General features: G+C 54.9%; 18 protein-coding genes and 1 pseudogene. 8 read left to right on the forward strand and 11 right to left on the reverse strand.

Going from position 1 to position 24,474, the window contains the following annotated elements; translation table 11 throughout:
* Positions 1 to 35: 35 nt before the first annotated feature.
* The 8 genes from speB to TRICHSKD4_RS08795 form a co-directional block, all read right to left on the reverse strand.
* Positions 36 to 986: an agmatinase gene (gene speB, locus TRICHSKD4_RS08760; protein ID WP_009467144.1), complete on the reverse strand. Its 951-nt coding sequence runs from the start codon at positions 984 to 986 to the stop codon at positions 36 to 38.
* Positions 987 to 1,043: 57 nt separating this feature from the next.
* The gene (trpS, locus tag TRICHSKD4_RS08765; protein WP_040616662.1) at positions 1,044 to 2,123 is read right to left on the reverse strand and encodes a tryptophan--tRNA ligase; all 1,080 of its coding nucleotides are present in this window, start codon (positions 2,121 to 2,123) and stop codon (positions 1,044 to 1,046) included.
* A 112-nt stretch (positions 2,124 to 2,235) separates the two neighbouring features.
* Positions 2,236 to 3,804 carry a murein biosynthesis integral membrane protein MurJ gene (murJ, locus tag TRICHSKD4_RS08770; protein ID WP_009467146.1) on the reverse strand — a complete coding sequence of 523 codons (1,569 nt, stop codon included), beginning with the start codon at positions 3,802 to 3,804 and terminating at the stop codon, positions 2,236 to 2,238.
* A 42-nt stretch (positions 3,805 to 3,846) separates the two neighbouring features.
* The gene (locus TRICHSKD4_RS08775) at positions 3,847 to 6,684 is read right to left on the reverse strand and encodes a [protein-PII] uridylyltransferase (protein ID WP_009467147.1); all 2,838 of its coding nucleotides are present in this window, start codon (positions 6,682 to 6,684) and stop codon (positions 3,847 to 3,849) included.
* A 108-nt stretch (positions 6,685 to 6,792) separates the two neighbouring features.
* The gene (locus TRICHSKD4_RS08780; RefSeq protein WP_009467149.1) at positions 6,793 to 7,164 is read right to left on the reverse strand and encodes a helix-turn-helix domain-containing protein; all 372 of its coding nucleotides are present in this window, start codon (positions 7,162 to 7,164) and stop codon (positions 6,793 to 6,795) included.
* Positions 7,165 to 7,167: 3 nt separating this feature from the next.
* Positions 7,168 to 7,737: a Smr/MutS family protein gene (locus TRICHSKD4_RS08785; RefSeq protein ID WP_009467150.1), complete on the reverse strand. Its 570-nt coding sequence runs from the start codon at positions 7,735 to 7,737 to the stop codon at positions 7,168 to 7,170.
* On the reverse strand, positions 7,734 to 8,855 hold the full coding sequence (locus TRICHSKD4_RS08790) for a murein transglycosylase A (RefSeq protein WP_009467151.1): 1,122 nt from the start codon (positions 8,853 to 8,855) through the stop codon (positions 7,734 to 7,736). The genes TRICHSKD4_RS08785 and TRICHSKD4_RS08790 overlap by 4 nt, the downstream gene beginning before the upstream one ends.
* A 71-nt stretch (positions 8,856 to 8,926) precedes the next feature.
* Positions 8,927 to 9,661: a Tim44/TimA family putative adaptor protein gene (locus tag TRICHSKD4_RS08795; protein ID WP_009467152.1), complete on the reverse strand. Its 735-nt coding sequence runs from the start codon at positions 9,659 to 9,661 to the stop codon at positions 8,927 to 8,929.
* 234 nt (positions 9,662 to 9,895) lie between these two features.
* Between TRICHSKD4_RS08795 and TRICHSKD4_RS08800 the strand changes: the two genes are divergently transcribed.
* From TRICHSKD4_RS08800 to polA, 4 genes and pseudogenes are all read left to right on the forward strand, one after another.
* A complete protein-coding gene (locus TRICHSKD4_RS08800; protein ID WP_009467153.1) occupies positions 9,896 to 10,414 on the forward strand; it encodes an FxsA family protein in 519 nt (172 codons plus the stop codon).
* 129 nt (positions 10,415 to 10,543) lie between these two features.
* Entirely contained in the window at positions 10,544 to 11,581 is a 1,038-nt protein-coding gene (locus TRICHSKD4_RS08805; RefSeq protein ID WP_009467154.1) for an acyltransferase family protein, read from the forward strand.
* A gap of 43 nt (positions 11,582 to 11,624) precedes the next feature.
* Positions 11,625 to 11,903 (forward strand): hypothetical protein, encoded by a 279-nt coding sequence (locus TRICHSKD4_RS08810; protein WP_009467155.1) that lies wholly within the window; start codon positions 11,625 to 11,627, stop codon positions 11,901 to 11,903.
* Between the two features lie 49 nt (positions 11,904 to 11,952).
* Positions 11,953 to 14,924, forward strand: a pseudogene (gene polA, locus TRICHSKD4_RS08815) (DNA polymerase I).
* Between the two features lie 56 nt (positions 14,925 to 14,980).
* Here polA and TRICHSKD4_RS08820 read toward each other — a convergent pair.
* Complete coding sequence (locus TRICHSKD4_RS08820; protein ID WP_208993049.1) at positions 14,981 to 15,388, reverse strand: translation initiation factor 2; 408 nt, start codon at positions 15,386 to 15,388, stop codon at positions 14,981 to 14,983.
* A gap of 310 nt (positions 15,389 to 15,698) precedes the next feature.
* On the opposite strand from TRICHSKD4_RS08820, the gene TRICHSKD4_RS08825 reads away from it, so the two are divergent.
* The 3 genes from TRICHSKD4_RS08825 (at position 15,699) to TRICHSKD4_RS08835 (ending at position 20,911) form a co-directional block, all read left to right on the forward strand.
* Positions 15,699 to 17,225 carry a YifB family Mg chelatase-like AAA ATPase gene (locus tag TRICHSKD4_RS08825; RefSeq protein WP_009467158.1) on the forward strand — a complete coding sequence of 509 codons (1,527 nt, stop codon included), beginning with the start codon at positions 15,699 to 15,701 and terminating at the stop codon, positions 17,223 to 17,225.
* 136 nt (positions 17,226 to 17,361) lie between these two features.
* Entirely contained in the window at positions 17,362 to 19,752 is a 2,391-nt protein-coding gene (locus tag TRICHSKD4_RS08830) for a PAS domain-containing hybrid sensor histidine kinase/response regulator (protein ID WP_009467160.1), read from the forward strand.
* 226 nt (positions 19,753 to 19,978) lie between these two features.
* Complete coding sequence (locus TRICHSKD4_RS08835) at positions 19,979 to 20,911, forward strand: GNAT family N-acetyltransferase (RefSeq protein ID WP_139052065.1); 933 nt, start codon at positions 19,979 to 19,981, stop codon at positions 20,909 to 20,911.
* A 44-nt stretch (positions 20,912 to 20,955) separates the two neighbouring features.
* Here TRICHSKD4_RS08835 and TRICHSKD4_RS08840 read toward each other — a convergent pair whose 3' ends face one another.
* Positions 20,956 to 21,270: a DUF1330 domain-containing protein gene (locus TRICHSKD4_RS08840; RefSeq protein ID WP_009467163.1), complete on the reverse strand. Its 315-nt coding sequence runs from the start codon at positions 21,268 to 21,270 to the stop codon at positions 20,956 to 20,958.
* Positions 21,271 to 21,410: 140 nt separating this feature from the next.
* Here TRICHSKD4_RS08840 and TRICHSKD4_RS08845 point away from each other — a divergent pair, with 140 nt between their 5' ends.
* A complete protein-coding gene (locus TRICHSKD4_RS08845) occupies positions 21,411 to 23,609 on the forward strand; it encodes a transglycosylase domain-containing protein (protein ID WP_009467164.1) in 2,199 nt (732 codons plus the stop codon).
* Between the two features lie 32 nt (positions 23,610 to 23,641).
* Here TRICHSKD4_RS08845 and TRICHSKD4_RS08850 read toward each other — a convergent pair whose 3' ends face one another.
* Positions 23,642 to 24,376, reverse strand: coding sequence for a M48 family metallopeptidase (locus tag TRICHSKD4_RS08850; RefSeq protein WP_009467165.1), 735 nt, complete (start codon positions 24,374 to 24,376; stop codon positions 23,642 to 23,644).
* Positions 24,377 to 24,474 lie beyond the last annotated feature (98 nt).

Here is a 24,474-nt window from a genome sequence, read left to right on the forward strand (position 1 = left end):
TGGACATAAGAACCCTGCGTTGTAACCACAAGGTGTCATCGGTGATGCAATATGCGCCCAATGGTGTTCATCAGGATTTGGGCCGCCAACGTGCTCGTGGACCCGGTCGGATCGTAGTCCGGCGCAACCTCTACCAAGTCCAGCCCAACAATCGTCCCGCGTTTGGCGAGACCGTCGATCAGCTCCAACACCTCATAATAAAGAAACCCGCCGTGGCTTGGCGTTCCGGTTCCCGGAGCAATTGAGGGGTCAAAAGCGTCGATATCGATGGTCAGATAATAGCGCTTTCCTTTCGGAATGCGCGCCAACATGCCTTCGATGCCCAATTTGCGGACATGACGCACGGACTGAATATCTGAGCCCATACGCCGTGCATCCTCATAGCCTTCTCGGGCGGTGGAAGAGACATTACGAATGCCAATCTGGCTTAAGCCGGTCACATACGGTTTTTCCGCTGCCCGGCGCATGGGATTGCCATGACCATATCGCACTCCGTGGCGTTCATCGACGAAATCGAGATGCGCATCAATTTGCACCACATGGACTGGCTCTTCGCCGTCAAATGCATTTATGCAGGGGATATTGACGGAATGATCCCCGCCCAACACCACAGGCAAAGCACCTGCGGCGAGGATTTTTCGAACACCTGCCTCAATATTGGCGTGGCTCTGGATCGTGTCAGTGTGGATGATATCAGCATCACCTATGTCGACGATCCGTGTGGTCTCTGCAGGAAGATAAGTGATGTCATCTTCGAAGTCGTAAGCTCCAGCGTGGCCGAAGGAAAACAGCGTGGACGCTTCTCGGATTGCCCGTGGTCCCATCCGCGCACCCGACCGCCACTGGGTACCAAAATCAAACGGAGCGCCAAGAACAGCCACATCCGCTTCTATGGCATCCCAATCCGGTTGATAGGGAAACTTCCCGAATGTGCAGATGCCGACAAAGGGCAGATTTAATCTGCCGCTCTCATACCCGTGCGCCATAAAAAAGGCCCTCCCAAACCATGTTCGAGAGAGCCTAGATCATTTCAGTGCCACATGTCAGCGGACGTCGAGGAAACCGACAATCTTGCGCACATCCTTCAACACTGGCTCGGCGATGGCCGAGGCCTGTTCTGCACCATCTTTCAAGACCGCATCAATTTCCGACGTGTCTTCAGTCAGGCGGCGCATTTCATTGGTCATGGGCGACAGCTTTTCAACGGCCAGATCCGACAAAGCCGGCTTGAAGGCCGAGAACTGCTGACCGCCAAAGTCCTTCAGGACTGCTTCCTTTGTAGACCCGGCAAGCGCGGCATAGATGCCAACCAGATTGTCAGCTTCCGGACGATCCTTCAAACCATCAACCTCGCTTGGCAGGGCATCCGGGTCGGTCTTGGCCTTGCGGATTTTCTTGGCAATCGCATCCGCATCGTCTTTCAAGTTGATCCGGGAAAGGTCTGACGGATCAGACTTTGACATCTTCTTGGTGCCGTCGCGCAACGACATGATGCGGGTCGCAGGGCCTGCAATCATCGGTTCTGTCAGTGGGAAATAGAGGTTTTCCGGCAATTCTGGAGATGGTGTCGGGTTCGGGACGCCAATCCCAAGTTCCGTGATTCGCTCTGCAAAATCATTGTTGAACTTGGCCGCAATGTCGCGGGTCAGCTCGAGATGCTGCTTCTGGTCATCACCAACGGGTACGTGGGTTGCCCGATAGGCCAGAATGTCTGCCGCCATCAGGTTCGGATAGGCGAACAGGCCAACAGAGGCGTTTTCCTTGTTCTTGCCTGCCTTTTCCTTGAATTGCGTCATGCGGTTCAGCCAGCCCATGCGCGCAACGCAGTTGAAAATCCAGGCCAGTTCAGTGTGCTCGCGCACCTGACTCTGGTTGAAGATGATTGACTTTTTCGGGTCAATCCCGGCAGCCATATAGGCAGCGGTTACTTCGCGTGTTGCGTCCGTCAACTCTTGCGGGTTTGGAAAGCTTGCCGTGATGGCGTGGGAATCCACGACACAGAAGATGGTCGGCATTTGATCCTGAAGCGGCACCCAGCGCGAAACCGCGCCAAGATAGTTGCCGAGATGGAGGTTGCCGGTCGGTTGAACGCCGGAGAAAACGCGAGGCTGAAACTCAGTCATGGACAGATCCATTGTTTGACAGGGCCGGTTGGAAGGGCCTGCTGGTTTGGTTTTGCGCGATGGTCATAGGCAGCCCGTCGGCGCATTGCAAGACAGATTGATCCCGGAAGGGTCAAGTCGCCGATTTTCGGCGGCGGAACGACTTTGCATGGGTAATCAGGTCACTGCCACCAGTTAGCTGCGCGACAATCGCAAATGTGAGCATGCCAACACCGACCAAAACGCCCAACGCGGCAGCTCGGACAATAAACCAGCCATCAGACAGGTATTCCGCCAACCCGAGAGAGGCAAGATGAACTGCGCCGCCCATGACAAGGCTGGCAACGAGGATCAGGACAATCTTGCGCAAGACCTTAAAGTCGGGCGCGAAATGGCCACGCCGCCACAAGACCACCACCAAGAGCGCCGTGTTGATCCATCCGGCAATGGTGGTCGCCATGGCGATGCCAACATGATGAAAAAACGGAAAGAGTACGATCGACAAGGCGACATTCAGGATCATGCCAACCGCTGCGAATTTCATCGGTGTCTTGGTATCTTCCCGCGCGAAATATCCCGGAGAAAACACCTTGTTTAGGACAAAGGCAGGCAAGCCAAAGGCAAAAGCGGCAAGTGCCGCCGCCGTACCCTCAACTGCGAGCTGATCAAACTTGCCGCGCTCAAATAGCACAGACACGATCTCGTGCGGAACAACGGCAAGCGCGACAGCAGCTGGCAGGGTTAGAACAAGCGAAAACTCCAGTGCGTTGTTCAAACTGCGCTGATACTCAGTTTCCTGACCAGAGCGTAAGAGGCGGGTCAGGCTTGGCAAAAGCACAACCCCAATGGCAATTCCGATGACGCCCAGAGGAAGCTGGTAAAGCCGATCAGCATAGTAGAGCAGGGAATTGGCTCCATCTTGCAGGGATGCAATGATTTGCCCAACTGCGACATTGATCTGGGTAACACCGCCCGCGATCACACCCGGAATGCCCAGCGCCAAAAGGCGTTTTGCCGATTTTGTGTAGCACGGTCTGAATAAGGGAATGGAAAAGCCAAGCCGTTTTAGATCAATGAGCACCACGGAGAGCTGAACGATACCGCCAAATGTGACCCCAAGGGTCAGTACGATCCCCAAGGTCATGTTGTCCTCAACACCGAGCAACAGCACACCGCCCAGAACGCAGCTCATCACAACATTGAGCATGACCGGTGCAAAGGCTGCCGCTGCAAACCGTTGATAAGTGTTCAGGATCCCGCCAATGAAGGCCAGCATCGACATGAATATGAGATAGGGAAACGCAATCCGTGCCATGAGCACGGTCAGATCAAACTTTTCCGGGTCAGCAACAAAACCTGGTGCCAGTGCCCAGACAACAAATGGCATGAAAATCTGCGCCAAAGCGGTGAGAATCAACAGGCAAAACAGGAGCGCAGCCCCAATTTCACCAGCGAACTTTCGTGCACCCTCATCGCCTTGCTCTTCAACGGTGCGGCCAAACAGAGGCACAAAGGCTGAGTTAAAAGCCCCTTCTGCAAAGAGGCGGCGAAAGAGATTGGGCAAGCGGAAGGCGACAACAAAGGCATCTGCCACCGGGCCGACGCCGACCGCCGCCGCAAGCAGCAGATCCCGGACAAAGCCCAGAACACGGCTGGCCAGTGTCGCGCCACCAACCGTTGCAAAGTTCTTTAAAAGGCTCATTTTCCGAGCGGCTCCCGCGTCAATTCAAGTCAGCCCGCCCCGTTACCGCGTGTTCTTACGGGTGACTGGAGCCGATCCGCTCATATCCACATTTCCGCCAACAGCTGCTTCCAGCCGTTCGCGAATGATTTCCTGACGGCCAATATTGGCGATCTTCTGACCGGTCAAATCGGTGACATAGAAAACGTCCACCACCTTTTCACCAAACGTGGTGATGTGGGCTGAGCCGATATTCAGATTGAGCGTTGAAATCGCACGGGTCAGATCAAACAACAAGCCCGGACGATCCAGACCAGTGATTTCCACCACCGTGTAATCATCCGAAATCGAATTGTTCACGAGCACTTCGGCCATCACCTTGAACGCCTTGACCCGCGATTTCATGGAGGCTTTGCCGTTCTGATTGCCCACGAGCCGTGTCTTGCCTTTCAGCGCCTTGGAAATCAAATCGGTAATGCGCTTACCTCGGCGGCGTTCATCTTCATCTTTTGGCAGCTCCCGGCTGATGAAGATTGTATCGAGGGCGAACCCGTCCGTCGTCGTATCGATCTGTGCATCCACGATATTGGCTCCGGTCGCAAAACAAGCGCCCGCCACAATAGACAGCAATTTGGGGTGATCAGGTGCCAGAACCGTGATCTCGGTCACCCCTTCAAAGGCGTGGGGGGTAACCTGAAAGGCGAGCTGTTTCTTTGCCTTGTCCGCCTCAAGGATGAGTTCCGCATGGCCAATCATGCGCTCCTTGGACATCCGCAACCAGTACGCCTGATAGTGGCGCTCGACATAGGCCTCGCGCACGGTCTCCGGCCAATGCGACAACGCCTCAATCAACTCTGCCTTGGCACGCTGGACCAGCTGCGTGTTGGGAGCCTTGGTGTGACCACCGGTCAAATGCGGTTCGGTTTCATAATAAAGCGTTCGGAGCAACTGCCCCTTCCAACCATTGAAAACACCCGGCCCCACCGCCCGGATATCCGCTACCGTCAGGATCAACAGCAGCTTGAGACGCTCCAGAGACTGAACGGTGGCTGCAAAATCCGAGATTGTTTTTGGATCGGCCAAGTCTCGTGTTTGAGCGATGTTGCTCATATCGAGGTGATGCTCAATCAACCAGGACACCGTGTCGGTTTCAGCATCGCTCAAACCGAAACGTGGGCAGATCTTGCGGGCGATCCGGGCACCGGCAATGGAATGGTCCTCAGGCCGACCCTTCGCAATGTCGTGCAGGAACATCGCCACATAAAGCACCTTGCGGTTCTTCAATGTGCGGATGAGTTCCGTTGATAGCGGGTGATTTTCTCCTGAATCCCCCCGTTCGATTTCAGCCAAAACGCCGATTGAGCGGATCAAATGCTCATCGACCGTGTAGTGGTGATACATATTGAACTGCATCATCGCCACGACCTTGCCGAAGTCGGGAACAAACCGGCCCAGAACGCCGGTCTCGTTCATCTTGCGCAATGCGCTTTCCGGCTTCTTCCGAGAGGTCAGCAGAGAAATGAAAAGCCGATTGGCTTCAGGGTCAGAGCGAACCGCTGCCGTGATCAGCTTCAGCGAGCGGCGAATATTCTTGGTCAGTTCGGGATGAAGGTAACACTGCTCCTTATCCGTGATCTGAAAGGCGCGGATCAGGTTGACCGGGTCATCTGCAAACACGGATTTGGATGTGATGTTCAGCCGATTGTTTTCAATCACAAACCCCGGATTGCCGGGAACGGGCTTTGCCCGCATAGGTGACCAACCGGGCCTTAGTCGCCTCATCAAGCGCCCCAGAGTTGTGCCCTCAGGTGCCTTGACGTGCTGGCTTTCCAACGCAGCGCACAGGATGCGGGTCAGGTCACCCACATCCTTCGCCACAAGGAAATAGTGCTTCATGAAGCGCTCTACCTCCTGCATTCCCGGATGATGGGTGTAGCTCAGGCGCATGGCAATTTCACGCTGAACATCAAAGGACAGCCGTTCTTCGGCCCGCCCTGTCAGGAAGTGGAGATGGCACCGCACGGCCCACAGAAAGTCCTCGGATTTGACCATGCGATTGTATTCCGCACGCGAGAGAACCCCCAACTTGACCAGTTCCTTCTGGCGGCGGACGCGGTAGTGATACTTTGCGATCCAAAAGAGAGTGTTCAAGTCACGAAGGCCGCCCTTGCCTTCCTTGATATTCGGCTCAACGAGATATCGGGACGCGCCTTGGCGGTCATGGCGCTGATCTCGTTCTTCAAGCTTGGCCTCAATGAACTCGGAACTTGTTCCTGCAACGACTTCCGCATCGAAACGGCGTACAAGGTCTTCAAACAGCTCCGTATCGCCCCAGATGTGGCGGGATTCCAAGATAGCAGTTCGAATGGTCATGTCGGATTTCGACAGACGGATGCATTCGTCGATGTTGCGAGTGGCGTGGCCGACCTTGAGACCAAGGTCCCAAAGCAGATAGAGAATGTATTCCACCACCTGCTCACCCCAAGGGGTTTGCTTGTAGGGCAACACAAACAACAGATCGACGTCAGACCCCGGCGCCAGTGTTCCCCGGCCATACCCACCAACCGCGACAACCGACATGCGTTCGCCGGCGGACGGGTTGGTGACCCGGTAGACGTGCCAGAGCGCAAAATCATAAATTACGCGGATCAATTCGTCCTGCAGATGGCTAAGGCGCTGCGCACAGGTCTTGCCATGGCCATCTTCCTCAAACTGGGCCCGAACTGCATCACGCCCATCTTTCATGGCCTGCTTCAATTCGGCCAGAACCTTTGAGCGGACGGCGAAATCAGCGCCGTTTTCATCGCTCTTCTTGACCATGTCCGTTAGCCGCTGACGCAAGGCTTCTGCATCGATGATCTCGATTGGCGGCATGTCTTCAGGCTTGGGTAGTGCTGTCATTTAAGACCCAGTTGGTTCGTTTGCGTTTGGAGAATCGGACCGGAAGCTGCCCAAAATTGCAAGGGCCAACCTTTTGAGCGCTCAAAACAAATCCGCGTCTAAACAGCCTCATACGCTATCTTTGGCTGCAACAACACGCAGTTGGTGAAGCAGATGAGCGAGCGACTCTTCTGACAAACCGCCGATCTTCAAAGCCAGCTGATTGGTCAGTTCTGTCGCTTTCGGGTCCATGCCGGATGTATCGAGGGTAATTTTGGGATCGGAAAGTTCAGCAAGACGCTGGATTTCTTCGGCTTCGTCCCAGATCACATTGAAATAGGCAATGATGCGCTGAACCATAAACCAGGTCGGGCGACCACGCTTGCCGTGCTCAAGGGCTGACAGATAGGCACTGGACACTGAAAGTTCCTTGGCCATTTCCTTCAGCGAAACGCCGCGTTTTTTCCTTAGCTCCCGAATTTTTGCGCCAAGTGGTGTCACCGCTTACCTTTTCCGCCGTATGCGCACATAAAGGGCACCAGACCCGCCATGGCTGGCATGTGCTTCTTCATAACCAATCACGAGCGGTCTGAGGTCTGCCATCGCCAGCCACTGCGGCACGACACGCCTCAACACGCCTCGCTCATCCATAAACCCCCGGCCATCCCCGCCCTTGCCGGTTATGACCAAGACAACCTTGTGTCCTCTTGCCTGACTGCGATGCAGGAACGACCGCAAGGCTCCATGGGCTTGATTCTGCGTCATGCCATGAAGGTCAATACGACTGTCGATGGTCTTGCTGCCGCGCACGAGCTTCTTACGGTATCTGTGCTCAAGCTGATGAAGTGGCGGCGGAGCAGGTACCGGTTTCGCTTTGGACGGTGTACGGAGCGCCGTTTCCGTATGCGGGGCGGGAGCCGGGGCGCTCTCCATGATGTCCGAAGTATCAGGCTCACCAAGGTCGTCGGGCATGCGCTCAGGGTGCATCGGGGTCAGCGTCTTGGTGACCTTGGACCACAATTCGCGGTCCTCCGGAGACAGGTTGCCCCTCTTTTTCCGCCGCCCACCGGTCATTGTGCCTCGCTGAGCCGCTTCAAAAAGACATCTTCTGTACCAATAGGCACCAAAACAGTCATGTCAGCCGGATGCCGGATTTCGCCTGCGATCTCACCGGCTTTCATCCCCGACCCAACGAAAAGATCGCCACGGGCCGCACCCTTGATTGCCGACCCGCTGTCGTCTGCAATGAGTGTTCGCGCAAGGGAGGCGATGACGTCATTCCGATCAGTGCCTTCTTGCAGCTTTAGCGCAGGGGCAGAAACGAAAACCGGCAAACCGAAGGGGACAAACCCTGGGTCCGCTGCCAGACTGCGCCCTGCAACAAGCTGCAAGTTTGCAGAGCCTATCGGCCCATCCTCAGGCCGCTCCTTTTCAACTTCACGAAAGAAAATGAAAGAGCGGTTCTCACGAAACAGATCGTCTCGCTGGTCCGGGTTCTCGTGCAACCAATCCCGCAAACCCGACATTGTCAGCTGTTCAGGCGTTCCCTCTCCACGCTTCACCAATACACGGGCAATGGAGGTGTAGGGGTGCCCGGTTTTGCCTGCATAGCCAACACGCATCACAGAACCATCTGGCAAGCGTAACCTGGAAGATCCCTGAACATGCACAAAAAAGGCATCAACCGGATCTTTCAGCCACACCAATTCCAGCTTTTCATCATCCAGCGCCCCATCCATAATTGCGGAGCGATCAGGCATCGGAACAAGACCATTCGCGGTTTTACGCCCATGACTGATGTCTTCAGGCCAACCCTTCGGGCGGTTGCCGTCGTTCACGGCGACCACGCCATCCGGCTTTGCCAAAAGTGGGGCAGGGTAATCGGGGTGCGGGTCACGCGAGGCAAGGAGTTCAGGTTCGAAGTAGCCGGTCAAAAATCCAGAGCGCTTGAACCTGTAGGGCATAAAAGACTGTTCAAAAAACTGGCGCGCTGCCCTTTTCGAACCAACCTGTTTCAGTGCTGCGTGGGCTTGCTGGCATACGGCTTTGGTCGGCAACAGAAACCGCTCGTCGAACGTTGGCTCTCTCTCACAAAAGCGCACAAATGCGGAAAGGGCGGCGACATGATCGTCGTCCGCCCAGCCGTTAATGTCAGCAAAGGTGATTTTTTTTACGGAGCCCTTTACCGCCATTGCCTCTCCGGTCCCGGACAAGACTGCCGCCAAGAGTGAAACTGCGGCCGAAACAACTCGGCCCCAACGGATCATTCAGCAGATTCAGTTGCCACAAGTTTCCAGTTCGGATCTCGGGACCCTGTGTCACGTGCAAAGGTCCAGATGTCGATGACTTCGGAGACCTTGTTCGGGTCCCCATCAACGACTTCGCCGTCCTTGTCGCACGTTGCGGAAATCAGCTGGCTTTGGACCTTGACGGTGACCTGTGCCGTACCGTCCTTCAGGGCAGCTTCGACGATTTCCGCCTTGTCGATGCCAACAAATGTGGATTCGATGACTTCGTCGCGCTTTTCACGTTCATCTATCGCCATGATGAACCCGTCAAAGACATCCTTCGACAAAAGCTGCTTAAGCGTTTTCCGGTCACCTTCCGCGAAGGCTGTCACAATCATCTCGTAGGCTGCGCTTGCGCCCTCAATAAACTCACGAGGTTCAAAAGTACGATCCACAGACAGGATCTGCTTCAGGGCCTCATTAAGCGCTGTACCTTGAGGGGCCAGCTTGTCGATGACGACTTCGCCATTTTCTTCTGGCTCACGAATGCCTGTCTCTTGATAGGATTCTTGACCGGGCATCGGGATGACGTTGTCAGACTGGCTTTTGCCGCCCTGTGAGGACTGTCCGGCATCGTCTTGCTTGGAGTAGGGATCAAACGGTGGCCGCTCGTTTCCGGTTCGTTTTCCAAGCACCGATTTCAATCGGAAGAGGATGAACACTGCCAAGCCTAGGAAAATGATGTTGTAGACGTCGAAAATTTCATTCATTTCGTGTTACCGGCTCGATGATGGTGGCAGTTTGCGGTGGCGGTCGACAAGTCTGCCGAAACCATAGCCCCGCACTGCAAACATTGCTAGGTATGTAGGCGTTCTTCAACCAGTATCCAGCGCCAAGAGCAAGCAGGTTTTTGCGTCTACGCCCATTTCCCGACACTCTCGGGCCTCGAAATCGCGTCCAGAACCACCTAGGTTAGGACCATCATACCAGACGACGGAGTCACTGTGGGACTTTATATACTCGGTGCCATCATCCTTTTGCCCTTGCTGGAGATTGCGGTTTTCATAGCAGTCGGACAAGCGATTGGCATTTTGCCAACCGTTTTGCTGACAGTTTTTACCGCTGTGACCGGAACCTTGATGTTGCGCCAGCAAGGACTGTCCCTGGTTATGCGCATGCAGGCCGAGCTGGGCGAGGGGCGGGCGCCGGAAGCCGAAATCATGCACGGTGCATTGGTTGTCATGGCAAGCATTTTGTTGCTGCTTCCCGGTTTTGTAACTGACGGCATAGGTTTGTTGCTGTTCGTGCCGCCAATTCGCGAAGCTCTAATCCGCTTTATCCTGTCCCGCTCCAACGTCACCATCATTAATGGAGGCAATCAGCGAAACTCATACCCGGTCGTTGACCTCGACGAAGCGGACTGGTCGACCAAGGATGCTCCAAATACAGAAGAAGCTGGCCCAAAACCGGGGCAGGAGAGGATCAGCCCGTGGTCTGCGCCAGATGGCGGCTCCAAAAACTGATCGCTTAACGTGCGCAGCATTAAATAAGACAACCATTCCGTATTTTTTGGGATAATTAACCATCCCGCTTAACGGTTCCCAATGAATATGTAGGTTAGTTTCCCCATCTGAGCGTTCATAGGATGGGCAATGAACCAGAGATCAACACGGATAGACTGGGTCGATACGGCAAAGGGCATATGCATTGTCTTTGTCGTGATGATGCATTCTGTTCTCGGTGTTGAGGCAGACGCTGGAACAACAGGCTGGATGCACGCCATTGTGGCATTTGCCGCCCCCTTCCGTATGCCGGATTTCTTTCTGATCTCCGGACTTTTCCTTTCCAATGTCATCAAGAGGGACTGGACCCTCTATCTGGACAGGAAAGTCATCCACTTCGCTTATTTTTATGTTCTTTGGATGAGCATTCAATTTGCTGTGAAAGCGCCGGTTTTTGCCGCTGACATGGGGTGGGCAGGGGCCCTTCAGTTTTATCTGGCCAGTTTCATTCAGCCATTCGGCACGCTTTGGTTCATCTATATGCTGCCGATCTTCTTTGTTGTGTGCAAATTCGCCCATGACAAAGGCGTGCCCTGGCAAATCATGTTGGCTGGTGGTGCGGTGCTTCAAATTGCGCCAATTCACACAGGCTATCTTCTGGTCGACGAATTTGCCTCCCGCTTTGTCTACTTCTACGCCGGTTACATCTTTGCGCCGCACATCTTCAAGCTCGCGGATTGGGCGCGCGAACGGCTTACGCTGAGCCTTGGCCTGCTCGGCCTTTGGGGCCTCATCAACGGCGGGTTGGTTTTTGCCGGACTGTCAGGTCTACCCGTAATCTCATTGGCATTGGGTGCTGCAGGCGCGGGCGCAATCATTCTGGCCAGCACGTTGATTGTGCAATCCGGGACAATGGGTTTCCTGCGCCACTTTGGAGAAAACTCCATCGTGATCTATCTGGCGTTCTTTTTCCCGATGGCCGTGTCGCGCATCGTTCTTCTCAAGCTCGGCATTCTGGATATCGGGACCACATCCCTGATCGTGACAATCACTGCTGTTGTAAGCCCCATGATCCTGCTCTGGCTCATCAACAAGGTGGGCTTTGGCCAGTTCTTGTTCACTCGCCCCAGATGGGCTTATCTCAAGGGCACATTCACCCGAAAACACAGCCCGGCTTCTTCCCGATGACGTTACCGCCACTTTTCAAGCCTCTCCTTTCAAGTGATTGAGAATGAATGATGTGATTGAAAAAATTGAGAGCTTTCGCGGCCAGGCCGAGCAGGGGCGTGTGGATGCCCATGCTATTTCCTGGTTTGCGACCCAGCTGCTCAGTCGGGCGGATGTCGCTGCCAACGCAAACTTGCGGTTTGACCTTATCGCTCTGGCCAATATGGCCGTGGACAGTGGGCAAGTGCTGGACCGGTTTGAGCTTATTTTGACGCTCAACAGACTTGCCTTTTGGTACGCTGCTGAAGCCGTAGCCGCACCGGACCTGCAGTTTGCCAAATAAATTTGCTCACGCCGCCTAAACCCTCTTCCAAAGCGCGGACACTGCGGGCATGATCCGCGCCATGTCGACACAAAACGCTTCCCCCGCTCTCACTGAAAATGACCATCTGATCCTCGTCGATGGCTCCACTTTCATTTTCCGCGCCTACCACGCTTTGCCGCCGCTGACACGTAAATCGGACGGGCTTCCGGTTGGTGCCGTTTCCGGCTTTTGCAACATGCTTTGGAAGCTGTTGCAGGAAGGCCTCACGCCGGAAAAGGGGGACGAGCCAACGCATTTTGCGGTGATTTTTGATCACTCGTCAAAAACCTTTCGATCTGACATTTATCCAGAATACAAGGCACAGCGCCCGGAACCGCCAGAAGATCTGGTTCCCCAGTTTGGCCTGATCCGGCAAGCAACACGCTCCTTTTCTGTCCATTGTATTGAGCAAGAAGGCTTTGAGGCCGACGACCTCATTGCCACCTATGCGCGGCAAGCCTCCGACATGGGGGCCCGTGTGACCATTGTGTCCGGCGACAAGGACTTGATGCAGCTGATCAATTCCAAGGTTGGAATGATCGATACGATGAAAACAAGACCTTTGGCGAGGCCGAGGTCTTTGAAAAATTCGGTGTTGGACCGGACAAGGTCATCGAGGTGCAATCGCTTGCAGGTGACAGTGTCGACAACGTGCCGGGCGTTCCAGGCATTGGCCTCAAAACCGCAGCGCTGCTCATCAACGAATTTGGCGATCTGGAAACCCTGCTGGAAAAGGCTGAAACCATCAAGCAAAAGAAGCGCCGGGAAAACCTGATCGAATTTGCCGAGCAGGCTCGTGTTTCAAAACAGCTGGTCACCCTCAAGCAGGACGTGCCGGTGGAACTGCCGGTTACTGATCTGCAGGTTTCCGACATCGATGGCCCCAAGGCTGTGGGTTTCCTAAAGGCCATGGGGTTCACAACGCTGACCAAACGGGTGGCCGAGACAACGGACGCTGAAGCCGCCAACATCGAGCCGGACGACTTCGAGGTTCCGGGCTGGGATGTTCCGGACCACAAGGGGCGCATGGCTGAAAAGGCGGCGCCCAGCACACCAGCCCAGTCAACTGAAGGCGCTGCCGACACTGGCGATATGATGACCCCGCAAGCGCTTGCCGACGCCCGTGCGGAAAAAGCCGCAACGTCTGCAATCGATACGAGTGCTTATGAACAGGTCTTGTCGGCGGACCGTTTGAAGGAGTGGGTCGCCGAGGCCTATGAAGTTGGCTATGTGGCTTTTGACACCGAAACAACGTCCCTTAATGCCATGCAGGCCGAGCTGGTTGGCATCTCGCTTTCCACCTCAACCGGTAAGGCCTGTTACATTCCTTTAGCGCATATTGATGGTGAAGGGGACCTGTTAGGCGGCGGTGCCTTGATTGAAGGGCAAATCCCGCTCAAAGACGCGCTGGCCATTCTCAAACCGATGCTGGAAGACCCGGCAGTTCTGAAGATTGCCCAGAACCTGAAATATGATTGGCTGGTCATGACCCACTATGGGGTCAATGTCACTTCTTATGATGACACGATGCTCCTTTCCTACACCGTGGATGCGGGCAAGGGCGGCAATGGTATGGACGAGCTCTCAGAGCGATGGCTTGGCCACAAGCCGATCCCCTTCAAGGAAGTATGTGGATCGGGCAAGTCGATGATCACCTTTGACAAGGTGCCTCTCGATAAGGCAACTGCCTATGCTGCGGAAGACGCCGATGTCACATTGCGGCTCTGGCAGGTCTTGAAACCACGGCTAGCCTCTGACCGTATGGCGACGGTTTATGAGACGCTGGAACGCCCTATGGTACCGGTTCTGGCGCGCATGGAACAACGCGGGATTGCCGTTGACCGGCAAATGCTCTCTCGCCTTTCCGGGGACTTTGCCCAAGGTATGGCTGGGCTGGAAGCGGAAATCCACGAGCTTGCCGGTGAAAGCTTCAACATCGGCTCTCCAAAGCAGCTCGGCGACATCCTGTTTGGCAAAATGGGGCTTCCCGGCGGCAAGAAAACCAAAACCGGGGCCTGGTCAACATCAGCCTCGGTTTTGGAAGATCTGGCTGCCGAAGGTCACACGCTGCCTTCCAAGATCGTGGAGTGGCGACAGCTTTCCAAACTGAAGTCGACCTATTCCGACGCATTGCCCGGCTACATCCACCCGGACACCAAGCGTGTGCACACCTCATACGCCTTGGCCGCCACCACAACGGGCCGGCTGTCTTCATCTGAGCCGAACTTGCAGAACATTCCGGTTCGCACCGCTGCCGGGCGCAAGATCCGGCAGGCGTTTGTGGCCGAAAAGGGCATGAAGCTGATTTCGGCTGACTACAGCCAAATTGAACTGCGCGTACTGGCGCATATGGCAGATATTCCGCAGCTCAAGAAAGCGTTTGAAGAGGGCCTCGACATTCACGCGATGACGGCGAGCGAGATGTTTGGCACTCCGATTGAGGGCATGGACCCGATGGTCCGTCGTCAGGCCAAGGCAATCAATTTCGGCATTATCTACGGTATTTCCGCGTTTGGCCTTGCAGCCCAGCTCGGCATATCGCGTGGTGAGGCCAGCGACTACATCAAAACCTATTTTGAGCGTTTTCCGGGTATCAAGGAGTATATGGAAGCGACCAAGAAGCAGGTTCACGCGACCGGATATGTGACGACCATTTTTGGCCGCAAGGCGCATTATCCGGATGTGAACACCAAGAACCCGAATATGCGCAACTTTTACGAGCGCGCAGCCATCAACGCTCCCATTCAGGGGTCAGCCGCCGATATCCTGCGCCGAGCCATGGTGCGGATGGAGGATCGCCTGTTGTCCTCAAAGCTTGATGCACAAATGCTGCTGCAAGTGCACGACGAGCTTATTTTTGAAGTACCGGAAGTTCAGGTGGACGCCACAATCCCGCTCATCAAGGACGTCATGGAAAACGCATGCGACCCGGTGCTGAAACTCTCCGTTCCCTTGCAAGTGGACGCCAGAGCCGCCGACAATTGGGACGAAGCGCACTAATAGAAAAGAGCGCTGGTGAAGCGCTCTGATCATTCGCTTGTTTCGGAAAAGCGCGACTAGCTACCCTGCTGTCGTGCCACCGCATCAGATTGCTCTTTCTTTTTAGCCTCAATTTCCGCCCGAACTGAGGACAAATCACCCTTCGGCGTCTTCGGATCTTTCGGGTTGGTCGGTACAAGCTCGATCAAGACCGGGTTAGGATAATGATCTCGTGATGCGCCCGAAATTGCATCGACACCTATACCGATCACACCACCTACCAATACGTTTCCAGCCATGCCCGCCGCTCCCTTGCCAGAAACGCTGCTTGTGACCGCGACGACCTTCTTCACGTAACCAGTCTTGCTAGCAATGACGTCAAAAGACTCTTTACGCGGCATTTTCAGAATGCACGGTGATTGAGTGCAGGTTCGACCGTTTGATGTAATCACCTGAGCATCTTCAGGCGAATAATAGATCTTCACATCGTCTTGAGTGCCCCGAGTTACGGTTGCGCACCCGACCAGTGCCATTGCGGTACCAATTGACAAAACTAACTTGAGCAAAACGCCCCCCTTAAAAAGTGCAGCTGCTGCTGCCTGCCAAGCATTAACGTTGAGTTAAGCTCAATGGACTTGCTCCAAAACGAGTAGATTTGACAATAAATCAAACCGTGTAACTCTACTTACATGCACGCAATTTTCCGGAATCAAAAAGTGAATTTGTTCCATATTTGTTCTTGACATAAGGCGGTGGCATGTTAACGTTTTTGCAACTTTTACGGGAGCTGCAGGGATGGTAAGCCGGGTAACGACTGTCGCCTTTCAAGGCATTGAAGCTGTGCCTGTTGATGTACAGGTTCAGGTCGGGCCGGGGATGGTTGCCTTTACGATTGTCGGTTTGCCGGACAAAGCTGTCGGAGAAAGCCGGGAACGGGTACGCGGCGCACTCCATGCGTCCGGGCTGGCTCTGCCTGCCAAAAGGGTGACCGTGAACTTAGCCCCGGCAGACTTGCCGAAGGAAGGTTCGCATTATGACCTTCCCATCGCTCTCGGCGTCATGGCTGCCATTGGCGCGATTCCTGCCGATCAGCTGAGTCAATATGTTGTCTTGGGCGAACTGGGCCTCGATGGCGATCTTGCTCCAGTGACAGGCGTTCTTCCCGCCGCAATGGGCGCCAACGGCCTTGGCAAGAGTCTTATTTGTCCGAAGGCGTGTGGCAGCGAGGCAGCATGGGCCGACCCGGATATGGATATTCTGGCACCACAATCGCTCATTCAACTCGCCAATCATTTTCAGGGAACACAGGTCTTGTCCCGCCCAAGCGCCAAATTGCGCGGCCCGGCGACCGATTTGCCGGATCTCGGCGATGTTAAGGGACAGGAAAGTGCCAAACGGGCGTTGGAGATCGCTGCAGCTGGCGGCCACAATCTTCTGATGGTGGGACCATCGGGAGCCGGAAAATCGATGTTGGCCAGCCGCCTTCCCTCCATACTTCAACCGTTGGAGCCGAGAGAATTGCTTGAGGTTTCCATGATTACCTCACTGGCGGGAGAGCTTGCAGACGGGCGTTTGACGGATCGTCGCCCCTTTCGCGCACCGCATCATTCTGCGTCCATGGCAGCTCTTGTCGGCGGCGGAATAAAAGCCAAACCCGGTGAGGTTTCCCTTGCCCATAACGGCGTTCTTTTCCTGGACGAGTTGCCCGAGTTTAATCCGCAAGTTCTGGACAGTTTGCGACAGCCACTGGAAACAGGAGAAGCTGTTATTGCGCGGGCCAATCACCGGGTCAGCTATCCGGCCCGCATCCAATTGATCGCCGCCATGAACCCCTGCCGCTGTGGCCATGCAGGCGAGCCCGGCCATCAGTGTCGCCGCGGCCATAAGTGTCAGTCCGACTATCAAGCGCGCCTGTCCGGCCCATTGCTCGATCGGATTGATCTTCGCATTGAAGTGCCAGCGGTTACCGCGCGGGATTTGATCAATCCGGGTTCACAAGAAACATCGAAAAGTGTCGCAGCGCGGGTTGCAAGGGCAAGACGCATACAGGAAGACCGGTTTCGGGAACGAGGGCTTTCGGGGCGAACGAATGCCCATACACCGGCTGGGCATCTGGAAGACCTCGTCCCTCTCGATCAACCAGCCCGCGCCTTTCTTTCCGATGCAGCAGATACTTTGGCCTTGAGTGCCCGCGGATATCACCGGGTTTTAAAACTGGCGCGCACCCTTGCCGATCTGGATGACGTTGAAACTGTCGGCCGGATCCATATCGCTGAGGCGCTCAGTTTGCGCGGCGAAACCCTTTTCCGACAGGCGGCATGACCAAATAAACTTGGCGAACCACAAGCGGAAAGCACACCTTGTGGGTTTCTGACCGTGGCTCTTTTTCAAAGTGCAACGGTTTTTCAAAGATTTAAGCGCACAATCACAGCAGTATCGACTGTTGTGAGTAACGGAATTGAGTCTTCAGTCCAAAAAGTCGCCACCGCAAATGGATGCGGATCACAGCTCTGCGCGTCCTTCGGACGCCGAATTGTCGAGCCCGTCACAATCGTCACCTGGTCCATCTGAATTCCCGATCCAGATTGACCCGATCGGCTCATCAGAAGCACCAGATGCATTTGCCGAGCGCGAAACTGTCTCACCAAAACTGATCAACGTTTTGGCCATTGTCGGCATGATTGGAGGTACAATTGCCGCTTTTCTCCTCCTGAGCGCACCCTCTCCCTTGCGGCTTATGGCCGTCACCGCTGCCTTTTTTGCCGGCGGTCTCGCTGTTTGGCGCTTGATGGATGATGACCTTTTGCGCAAATCACGGGACCGCGAGGCGGATCAGGAAAAAATAAAACGGCTTTTGGACCGCTGCGAGGAATTGGAAGACCGTTTGTGGGAACGCCGCGAATCCGATGAACGGCAAGCCAGCATTCTTTCGACACTCGGCGATGTTATCATCCGCCGCGACACGTTGGGAAAGGTTGTCTATGCAAACGCAGCCGCCCGCGAGATCTTCGGAGAAAAAGACTCACCCAAAATAGGTGAAGCCTTTTCTTTGAGCGGATTGGCGGTTTTTGACGACTTCTCCTTTAATGAGGACCAACAACCTTCTGCGGCTATGGGTTTCGGCGACCTTCACCTGACCACCGTCGAAGGAGAACGCTGGTTCTCGCGCTTTGATAGCCCGGTTCGCGATGCCATTTCACAGGAACCGCTGGTTCAAACGGTCCTTCGGGATGTGACCGACAGGCGAATCATTGAAGAGGAACTGCTGGCGGCCCGCCATTCGGCAGAAAGTTCAAACGAAGCCAAATCACGTTTCCTTGCAACGGTCAGCCACGAAATCCGCACACCCCTGAATGGCATTCTGGGCATGGCTGCCTTACTGCGTGATACACGCCTGACCAAGGAACAGATCGCCTATATCGAAGCCCTTGAAACGTCCGGCGAAACATTGTTGTTCCTGATTGATGAAGTTCTTGACTTCTCCAAGGTGGAAGCTGGCAAGCTGGATATCCAAACAGCGCCGACGCGTTTGTCCTCGCTCGCCGATAGCGTCGTTGAACTCCTTGCGCCAAAAGCTCACGCCAAATCCCTTGAAATCGGCACACGGATCGACCCTCGTCTGCCGGAAACCGTTACTCTGGATGCAACGCGCGTTCGACAGATCCTATTTAATCTGGCAGGAAACGGGGTCAAATTCACCGACACAGGCGGTGTTTCGATTGAAGTTGACGGTGTCGAAAACGGATCGGACGGCAGTCTTCTGGTCATTCAGGTCCGTGATACCGGCATTGGCTTCAATGATGCGGAAGCCGAGCGCCTGTTTGAAGAGTTTGAACAGGTGGATCATGGTCCGGCCCGCAAGTTTGGTGGAACCGGACTTGGTCTGGCAATTGCCCAACGCCTGACGCAGCTGATGGGCGGCCAGATTCGCGCTGCAGCGGTTGCAGGAGGCGGAGCGCTTTTTGAAGTGGTGTTGCCTATCCCGGAAATGCTAGCGGAAGGCCCACTTGAAACGCTGTTGCCCTATTGCGGAAAACACATTCTCCTGATCGGCTCAAAAGGTGTCGAATACCAACTGCTTGAGGACCGTTTGACACAAGAAGGTGCGGATGTGGACATTCGGGCACCTGGGGCGGGCGACCTTGAGGAATTGTTGGCGCGGACGGATCTGGTTTTGGTGAGCAACGCCAGCGTTGATGACAGCGGGGCGTGGATTGCAACAGCACGGCTGGCCGGGTGCACAGCACCAGCTGTGGTCATGATCTCCCCGCCTGAGCGTGAACGTCTCAATCGGCTGCGTGAAGCGGGGTATGGTGCCTATCTGATCCGCCCTGTCAGAACGGATACGCTCAGCCATGTCGTCGTTGGTCTTCTGGACGATCCGGAGGCTGATCGCCTTTGGGATACAGATGCGCAGTATCACAGCAAGAACAAGTCTGACGCGTCAGACCGTTTGCCTCAACGCCCCCTAAAAATGCTCGTTGCCGAAGACAATGACATCAATCGGCTCCTGTGTGAGGCGCTCCTGCGCAAACTTGGCCATGAAGCGGTCATGGTCGCTGATGGTGAAGCCGCAGTAGTCGCTGCTGCAAAGGAAGACTTTGATTTGATCCTGACGGACCTTCACATGCCCGGCCTTGATGGCCTTGAGGCTGTTCGCCAAATCCGCCGTCAGGAGCAGGAAAACGGCAAAGCCCCGGTTCCCTTCGTGATTGTCTCTGCTGATGTGATGGAAGATGCGCGGGAAAAGGCCCTAGAGGTTGGTGCGCTTGGTTACATTACTAAGCCGCTCACGGAACACGCCATACAGACCACGCTTTCCAAGGTTGCAGCAGCTCGGTCTGCTTAGGGTCAGGATCCTAAATCCACGGCCAATTCGTTCATTTCCAAGGTCGCGCGAATACGCACTGAGGCTTTGATGACTGTCATTGTTCTGTCGGAATTTTATGGTTTACAGATCTTTAATCTGAAAGCTGTCGTGGCTATGTGTTGTGGCAAATCAGATCTTTCCGGGCTATCAAGAGCCCCGATGCTTTTGAATGTGAAGCGACTGAGAAAAGGAACCGGTTGTCATGATGCGGTCGGGTATGTTTTCACCTAGAAAATTGGTTCAAAAACTCTCCCCCACAGCACGTTTCAAGACTGCGGCATCACATGCCCTTGAGGATCAAACACAATCCGTTTCAAAACCTGGCTTGAGCTTTGGACGTATTGGTTCGCTGGAAGTACGCCTCGCCAAAAACACCAAGGAAATCCGGAAAGCCCAACGCCTTCGCTATCAGGTGTTTTATGAGGAAATGTCCGCGATTGCCGATGCACAAACATTGGCAACACAGCGGGACACCGATCCATATGACGCGTTTTGCGACCATATGCTGGTTGTGGATCACTCATCCATGAAGCGGAACAAACTGGGCCGCCTCAAGCCTGAGATCGTTGGAACCTATCGCTTGCTCAGACAGGACGTCGCCGACCGCCATGGGGGGTTTTACACTGCCAGTGAATTTGACATTCAACCCCTGATCGACGCCAACCCGGGCAAGCGCATTCTGGAACTAGGACGCTCTTGTGTGCTGAAGCCCTACCGGAACAAGAAAACCGTAGAATTGCTCTGGCATGGTATCTGGTCGTATGTCCTAACCCACAATATCGACGTGATGCTGGGCTGTGCTTCCATTGAAGGCACAGATCCGCAAACTCTGGCGACACAACTTTCCTTCCTGCATCACAATGCCAGCGCACCTGACATGTGGCAGGTTTCTGCCTTGCCGGAAAAATATGTAGACATGAACCTGCTACCAGCTGATCAGCTGAACCCGAAAGAAGCGCTGAGGGCCCTTCCGCCGCTGGTAAAGGGCTATCTTCGTCTAGGCGCCTTCATCGGTGACGGAGCTGTGATCGACCATCAGTTTGGTACCACCGATGTTCTGATTATCCTGCCGGTCTCAGAGCTCAATTCACGCTATGTAAATTACTATGGTGCTGACGCCAGCCGGTACACGAGTTGACGGCAAGCGGCGGCCTTTCGCGAAAACCGGCTCATACCAGATGTTTAGGCCTGATCTGTAGGTTGCGGGCCGTCATAGCCTTCCACAATGATCAGGTCGGCCACGGACACGGGTTGGCGCAAGGCAAGCGCCTTGGCGTATTCCGGTGATTTGTAACACGCCAATGCCTTCTCATAGCTTTCGAACTCAATCACAACATTGCGTTGCCGCGGCGACCCTTCCATTGACGTGAAATCTCCGCCGCGCACCACAAAACGTGCACCATATTTGGCGAAAGCTTCAGCATTGGCCGACACGTAGGCCTTGTAGCCTTCGGCATCCGACACATCGACCCGTCCGATCCAATATCCTTTGGCCATTTTTTCTCCCATCTTGAAGTTGCCTAACAGGCGTCAAGACATCACCCTTAACGCCCCGTTAAATCGCCGTATTCTATTGTCACATTCGGGGACACCGGCAATTTTGCTGATTTCTTGGTATTGGGTAAATCGGAACATCGATGGCTAGCAAGAGGAAACGGGGTCAAAAGATCGAACCGTCCTTTGACGGCTCGGGAAAAGGCGCATTAAACCTGCGCCCGACCGCACGCGACCGCGCCACAAGCGATCCTAAAACGCCAAAGAAGTCTGCGAACAAATCGCCAAAATCCGCGAAATCAAAAAGGACGGCGACCTCGGCCAAAGGGCGAGGCGGAGCCAAGGGCAGATCGGGTGCCAATCGCCGCCAGAAAAAGAAAACCTCTCAGCGGTCTTCTGGCTTTTTCGGCAAGCTTATTCGCAAGAGTGTTTATTGGGGCGCTGTTCTTGGAATTTGGGCCGGCATCTTCGTGGTTGGCCTTGTTGGCTATTATGCAGCCTATTTGCCGCCGAAATCCGAGTGGGCCGTTCCAGATCGCCCCCCCAATATCAAGATCGTTTCAGCCAGCGGTGAGTTGATTGGAAACCGCGGCGATACAGGCGGCGAAGCCGTTCGCCTTGAACAACTTCCCCCTTATCTACCCAATGCCGTGATTGCCATTGAGGATCGCCGCTTCCGCTCTCACTTTGGGCTAGACCCGGTTGGCCTTGCGCGCGCGCTCTATACGAACCTGACCTCCGGCAGATTGGTGCAAGGGGGGTCGACCCTAACCCAACAGCTCGCCAAGAACCTGTTTTTGGAGCCTGACCGCACCCTCAAACGGAAAATTCAGGAGCTGGTTTTGGCGTTTTGGCTAGAAGCAGAATTTTCCAAAGACGAGATTATGGAGATGTATCTGAACCGGGTTTATCTCGGCGCGGGTGCCTATGGGGTCGATGCAGCGTCACGGCGCTATTTCGGCAAATCGGCTCGTCTTGTCACGGTTTCAGAAGCTGCCATTCTGGCCGGGCTGCTGAAAGCCCCTTCACGTTTTTCGCCTGCACGTAACCCGGATCTTGCCGAGGAGCGGGCGCAACTGGTTCTCGCAGCCATGAGTCAGGAGGGCTATGTCACTCCCTCCGAGGCGCAGACCGCCATTGCCTCGCCTGCAACTGTAGTGACCCGCCACACAACAGCGGCCAAGAATTATGCCGCTGACTGGGTGATGGATGTGCTGCCGAAATATATTGGCGCCATCGACACGGACATCATCGTGGACACCACGATCGACCTGAACCTTCAAAAAGCAGCCGAAACAGCGCTTCGCAACGGAATTGCGACGAACCGAGAGAAGCTTGGGGTCTCGCAAGGCGCGATTGTTACTCTGGACACGGCGGGCGCTGTCAAAGCTCTTGTTGGCGGCGTTGATTATGGCCGAAGCCAATTCAACCGTGCCATTCAGGCAAAACGTCAACCCGGCTCGGCCTTCAAACCGTTTGTGTATCTGACGGCCCTTGAGCATGGGATGACGCCCCAAACTGTTCGCCAAGACCGTCCGGTCAAGTTCGGCAATTGGTCGCCAAAGAACTACACGAAAGAGTATTATGGCGATGTCAGCCTGACGCGCGCTCTGGCTCTTTCCCTGAATACAGTGGCAGCACGACTTGCCTATGAGGTTGGAACAGACAGCGTCATTGAGACCGCCAAGCGACTTGGGGTCAACTCCGAGATGACCCGAAACCTGTCACTGTCCCTCGGCACCTCAGAAGTTACACCGCTGGAAATCGCCAGCGCCTATGTTCCGTTTTCAAACGGCGGCTATGGCGTCATCCCGCATGTCATTCGCCAGATTCGGACAATCGACGGCAAAGTCCTCTATGCGCGAACCGGAGACGGGCGCGGACGCGTCATTTCCCGTGAACATGTCGGGCAAATGAACGTCATGATGAGCCAGACGCTTACGACAGGCACAGCCCAAAAGGCAAAGCTTGCCAGCGGGCGGGCAGCCGGTGGCAAGACCGGCACTAGCCAAAACTTCCGCGATGCCTGGTTCATTGGCTACACTGGCAATCTGACAACGGCCGTGTGGCTTGGAAACGACGATAACTCTCCAACGAAGAAGGCAACAGGCGGAAGCCTTCCAGCTGAAATCTGGAGAGAGACCATGGACAGGGCACATGAAGGCTTGCCCGTTGCAGATCTTCCGGGCGTTGGAAGCACCGGCATGGTGGTGGCAACGCCCAAACCGCGTGCACCGCGCCCAACAGCGTCAGTTGGCGCGCGCGGCGACTGGGTGCCCCCGCAAGCTGGTGACGGCTCAGGCGGACCAATGAACCTCTTTAAAAGCCTGTTCGGCGGTTAGAAAAACGTCCATCTTGGTTGCAACGTCGGTGATCAGCCGTAAGCGTGCAGATGTGCACCGTTGGTTTTCAGCCACTCACGAGCATGGCGTGTGTGCGGGGCAAGCTCTTCGCAAATCCGCCAGAACCGGGCCGAGTGGTTCATTTCCGCCAGATGCGCGACCTCATGAGCGGCCACATAATCCAAAATTTCAGGCGGCGCCAGAACAAGCCGCCACGAGAAGGATAGCCGTCCATTTGAAGCACAGGAACCCCAGCGGCTTTTTGTATCGCGAATGCTGATCGCAGAGAATTTTCGCCCCAGGGTCTCAGAATGCTGCGTGCAAGCGAGAGTCAGATCCTTGCGCGCTTCTTCTTTGAGATAGTTGGTCAGTTTCCGCGAAATATGCTCCGGCGCACCCGGAACATGAAGCTCGGGCATTGGTCCGTTTTCAGAGGACCTCACCGAAATCAATCCTCTTAAACCACCCAAAGCAATGATCTGATGACCTTCGCCGCGCAATGGAATAATGCTGCCGTCTTCAAAAGGAACGGAGTCCGGTTTCTGGTTTAATCGGCTGACCAACCACTCCAGATGTTGACGGGCAAATTGTTCGGCACGTTTCAAGTCACCAGACTTGGGAACCGTCATGATGGGGCCGGACTGGTCTGTCGGGATACGCAGAAGATACCGCCGCGCTCTTGCATCTTTGCGCAATCGGATATGCACATCTCCGTCGTCAGATGACAGCGTCAGCCGCTCCGGCAATGGTGTGCGTTTGGCCCTCATTCGCATGGATGTCTGACTTTCGAATCCCCGTCTATGTTTTCAAGATACAAGTGAGTTTTAAAATTTCAGCCCCAAAACGGACGAAAGCGGCGCTAAAG

The organism is Roseibium sp. TrichSKD4 (genome assembly GCF_000148725.1).
In the GTDB taxonomy this organism is placed as follows: domain Bacteria; phylum Pseudomonadota; class Alphaproteobacteria; order Rhizobiales; family Stappiaceae; genus Roseibium.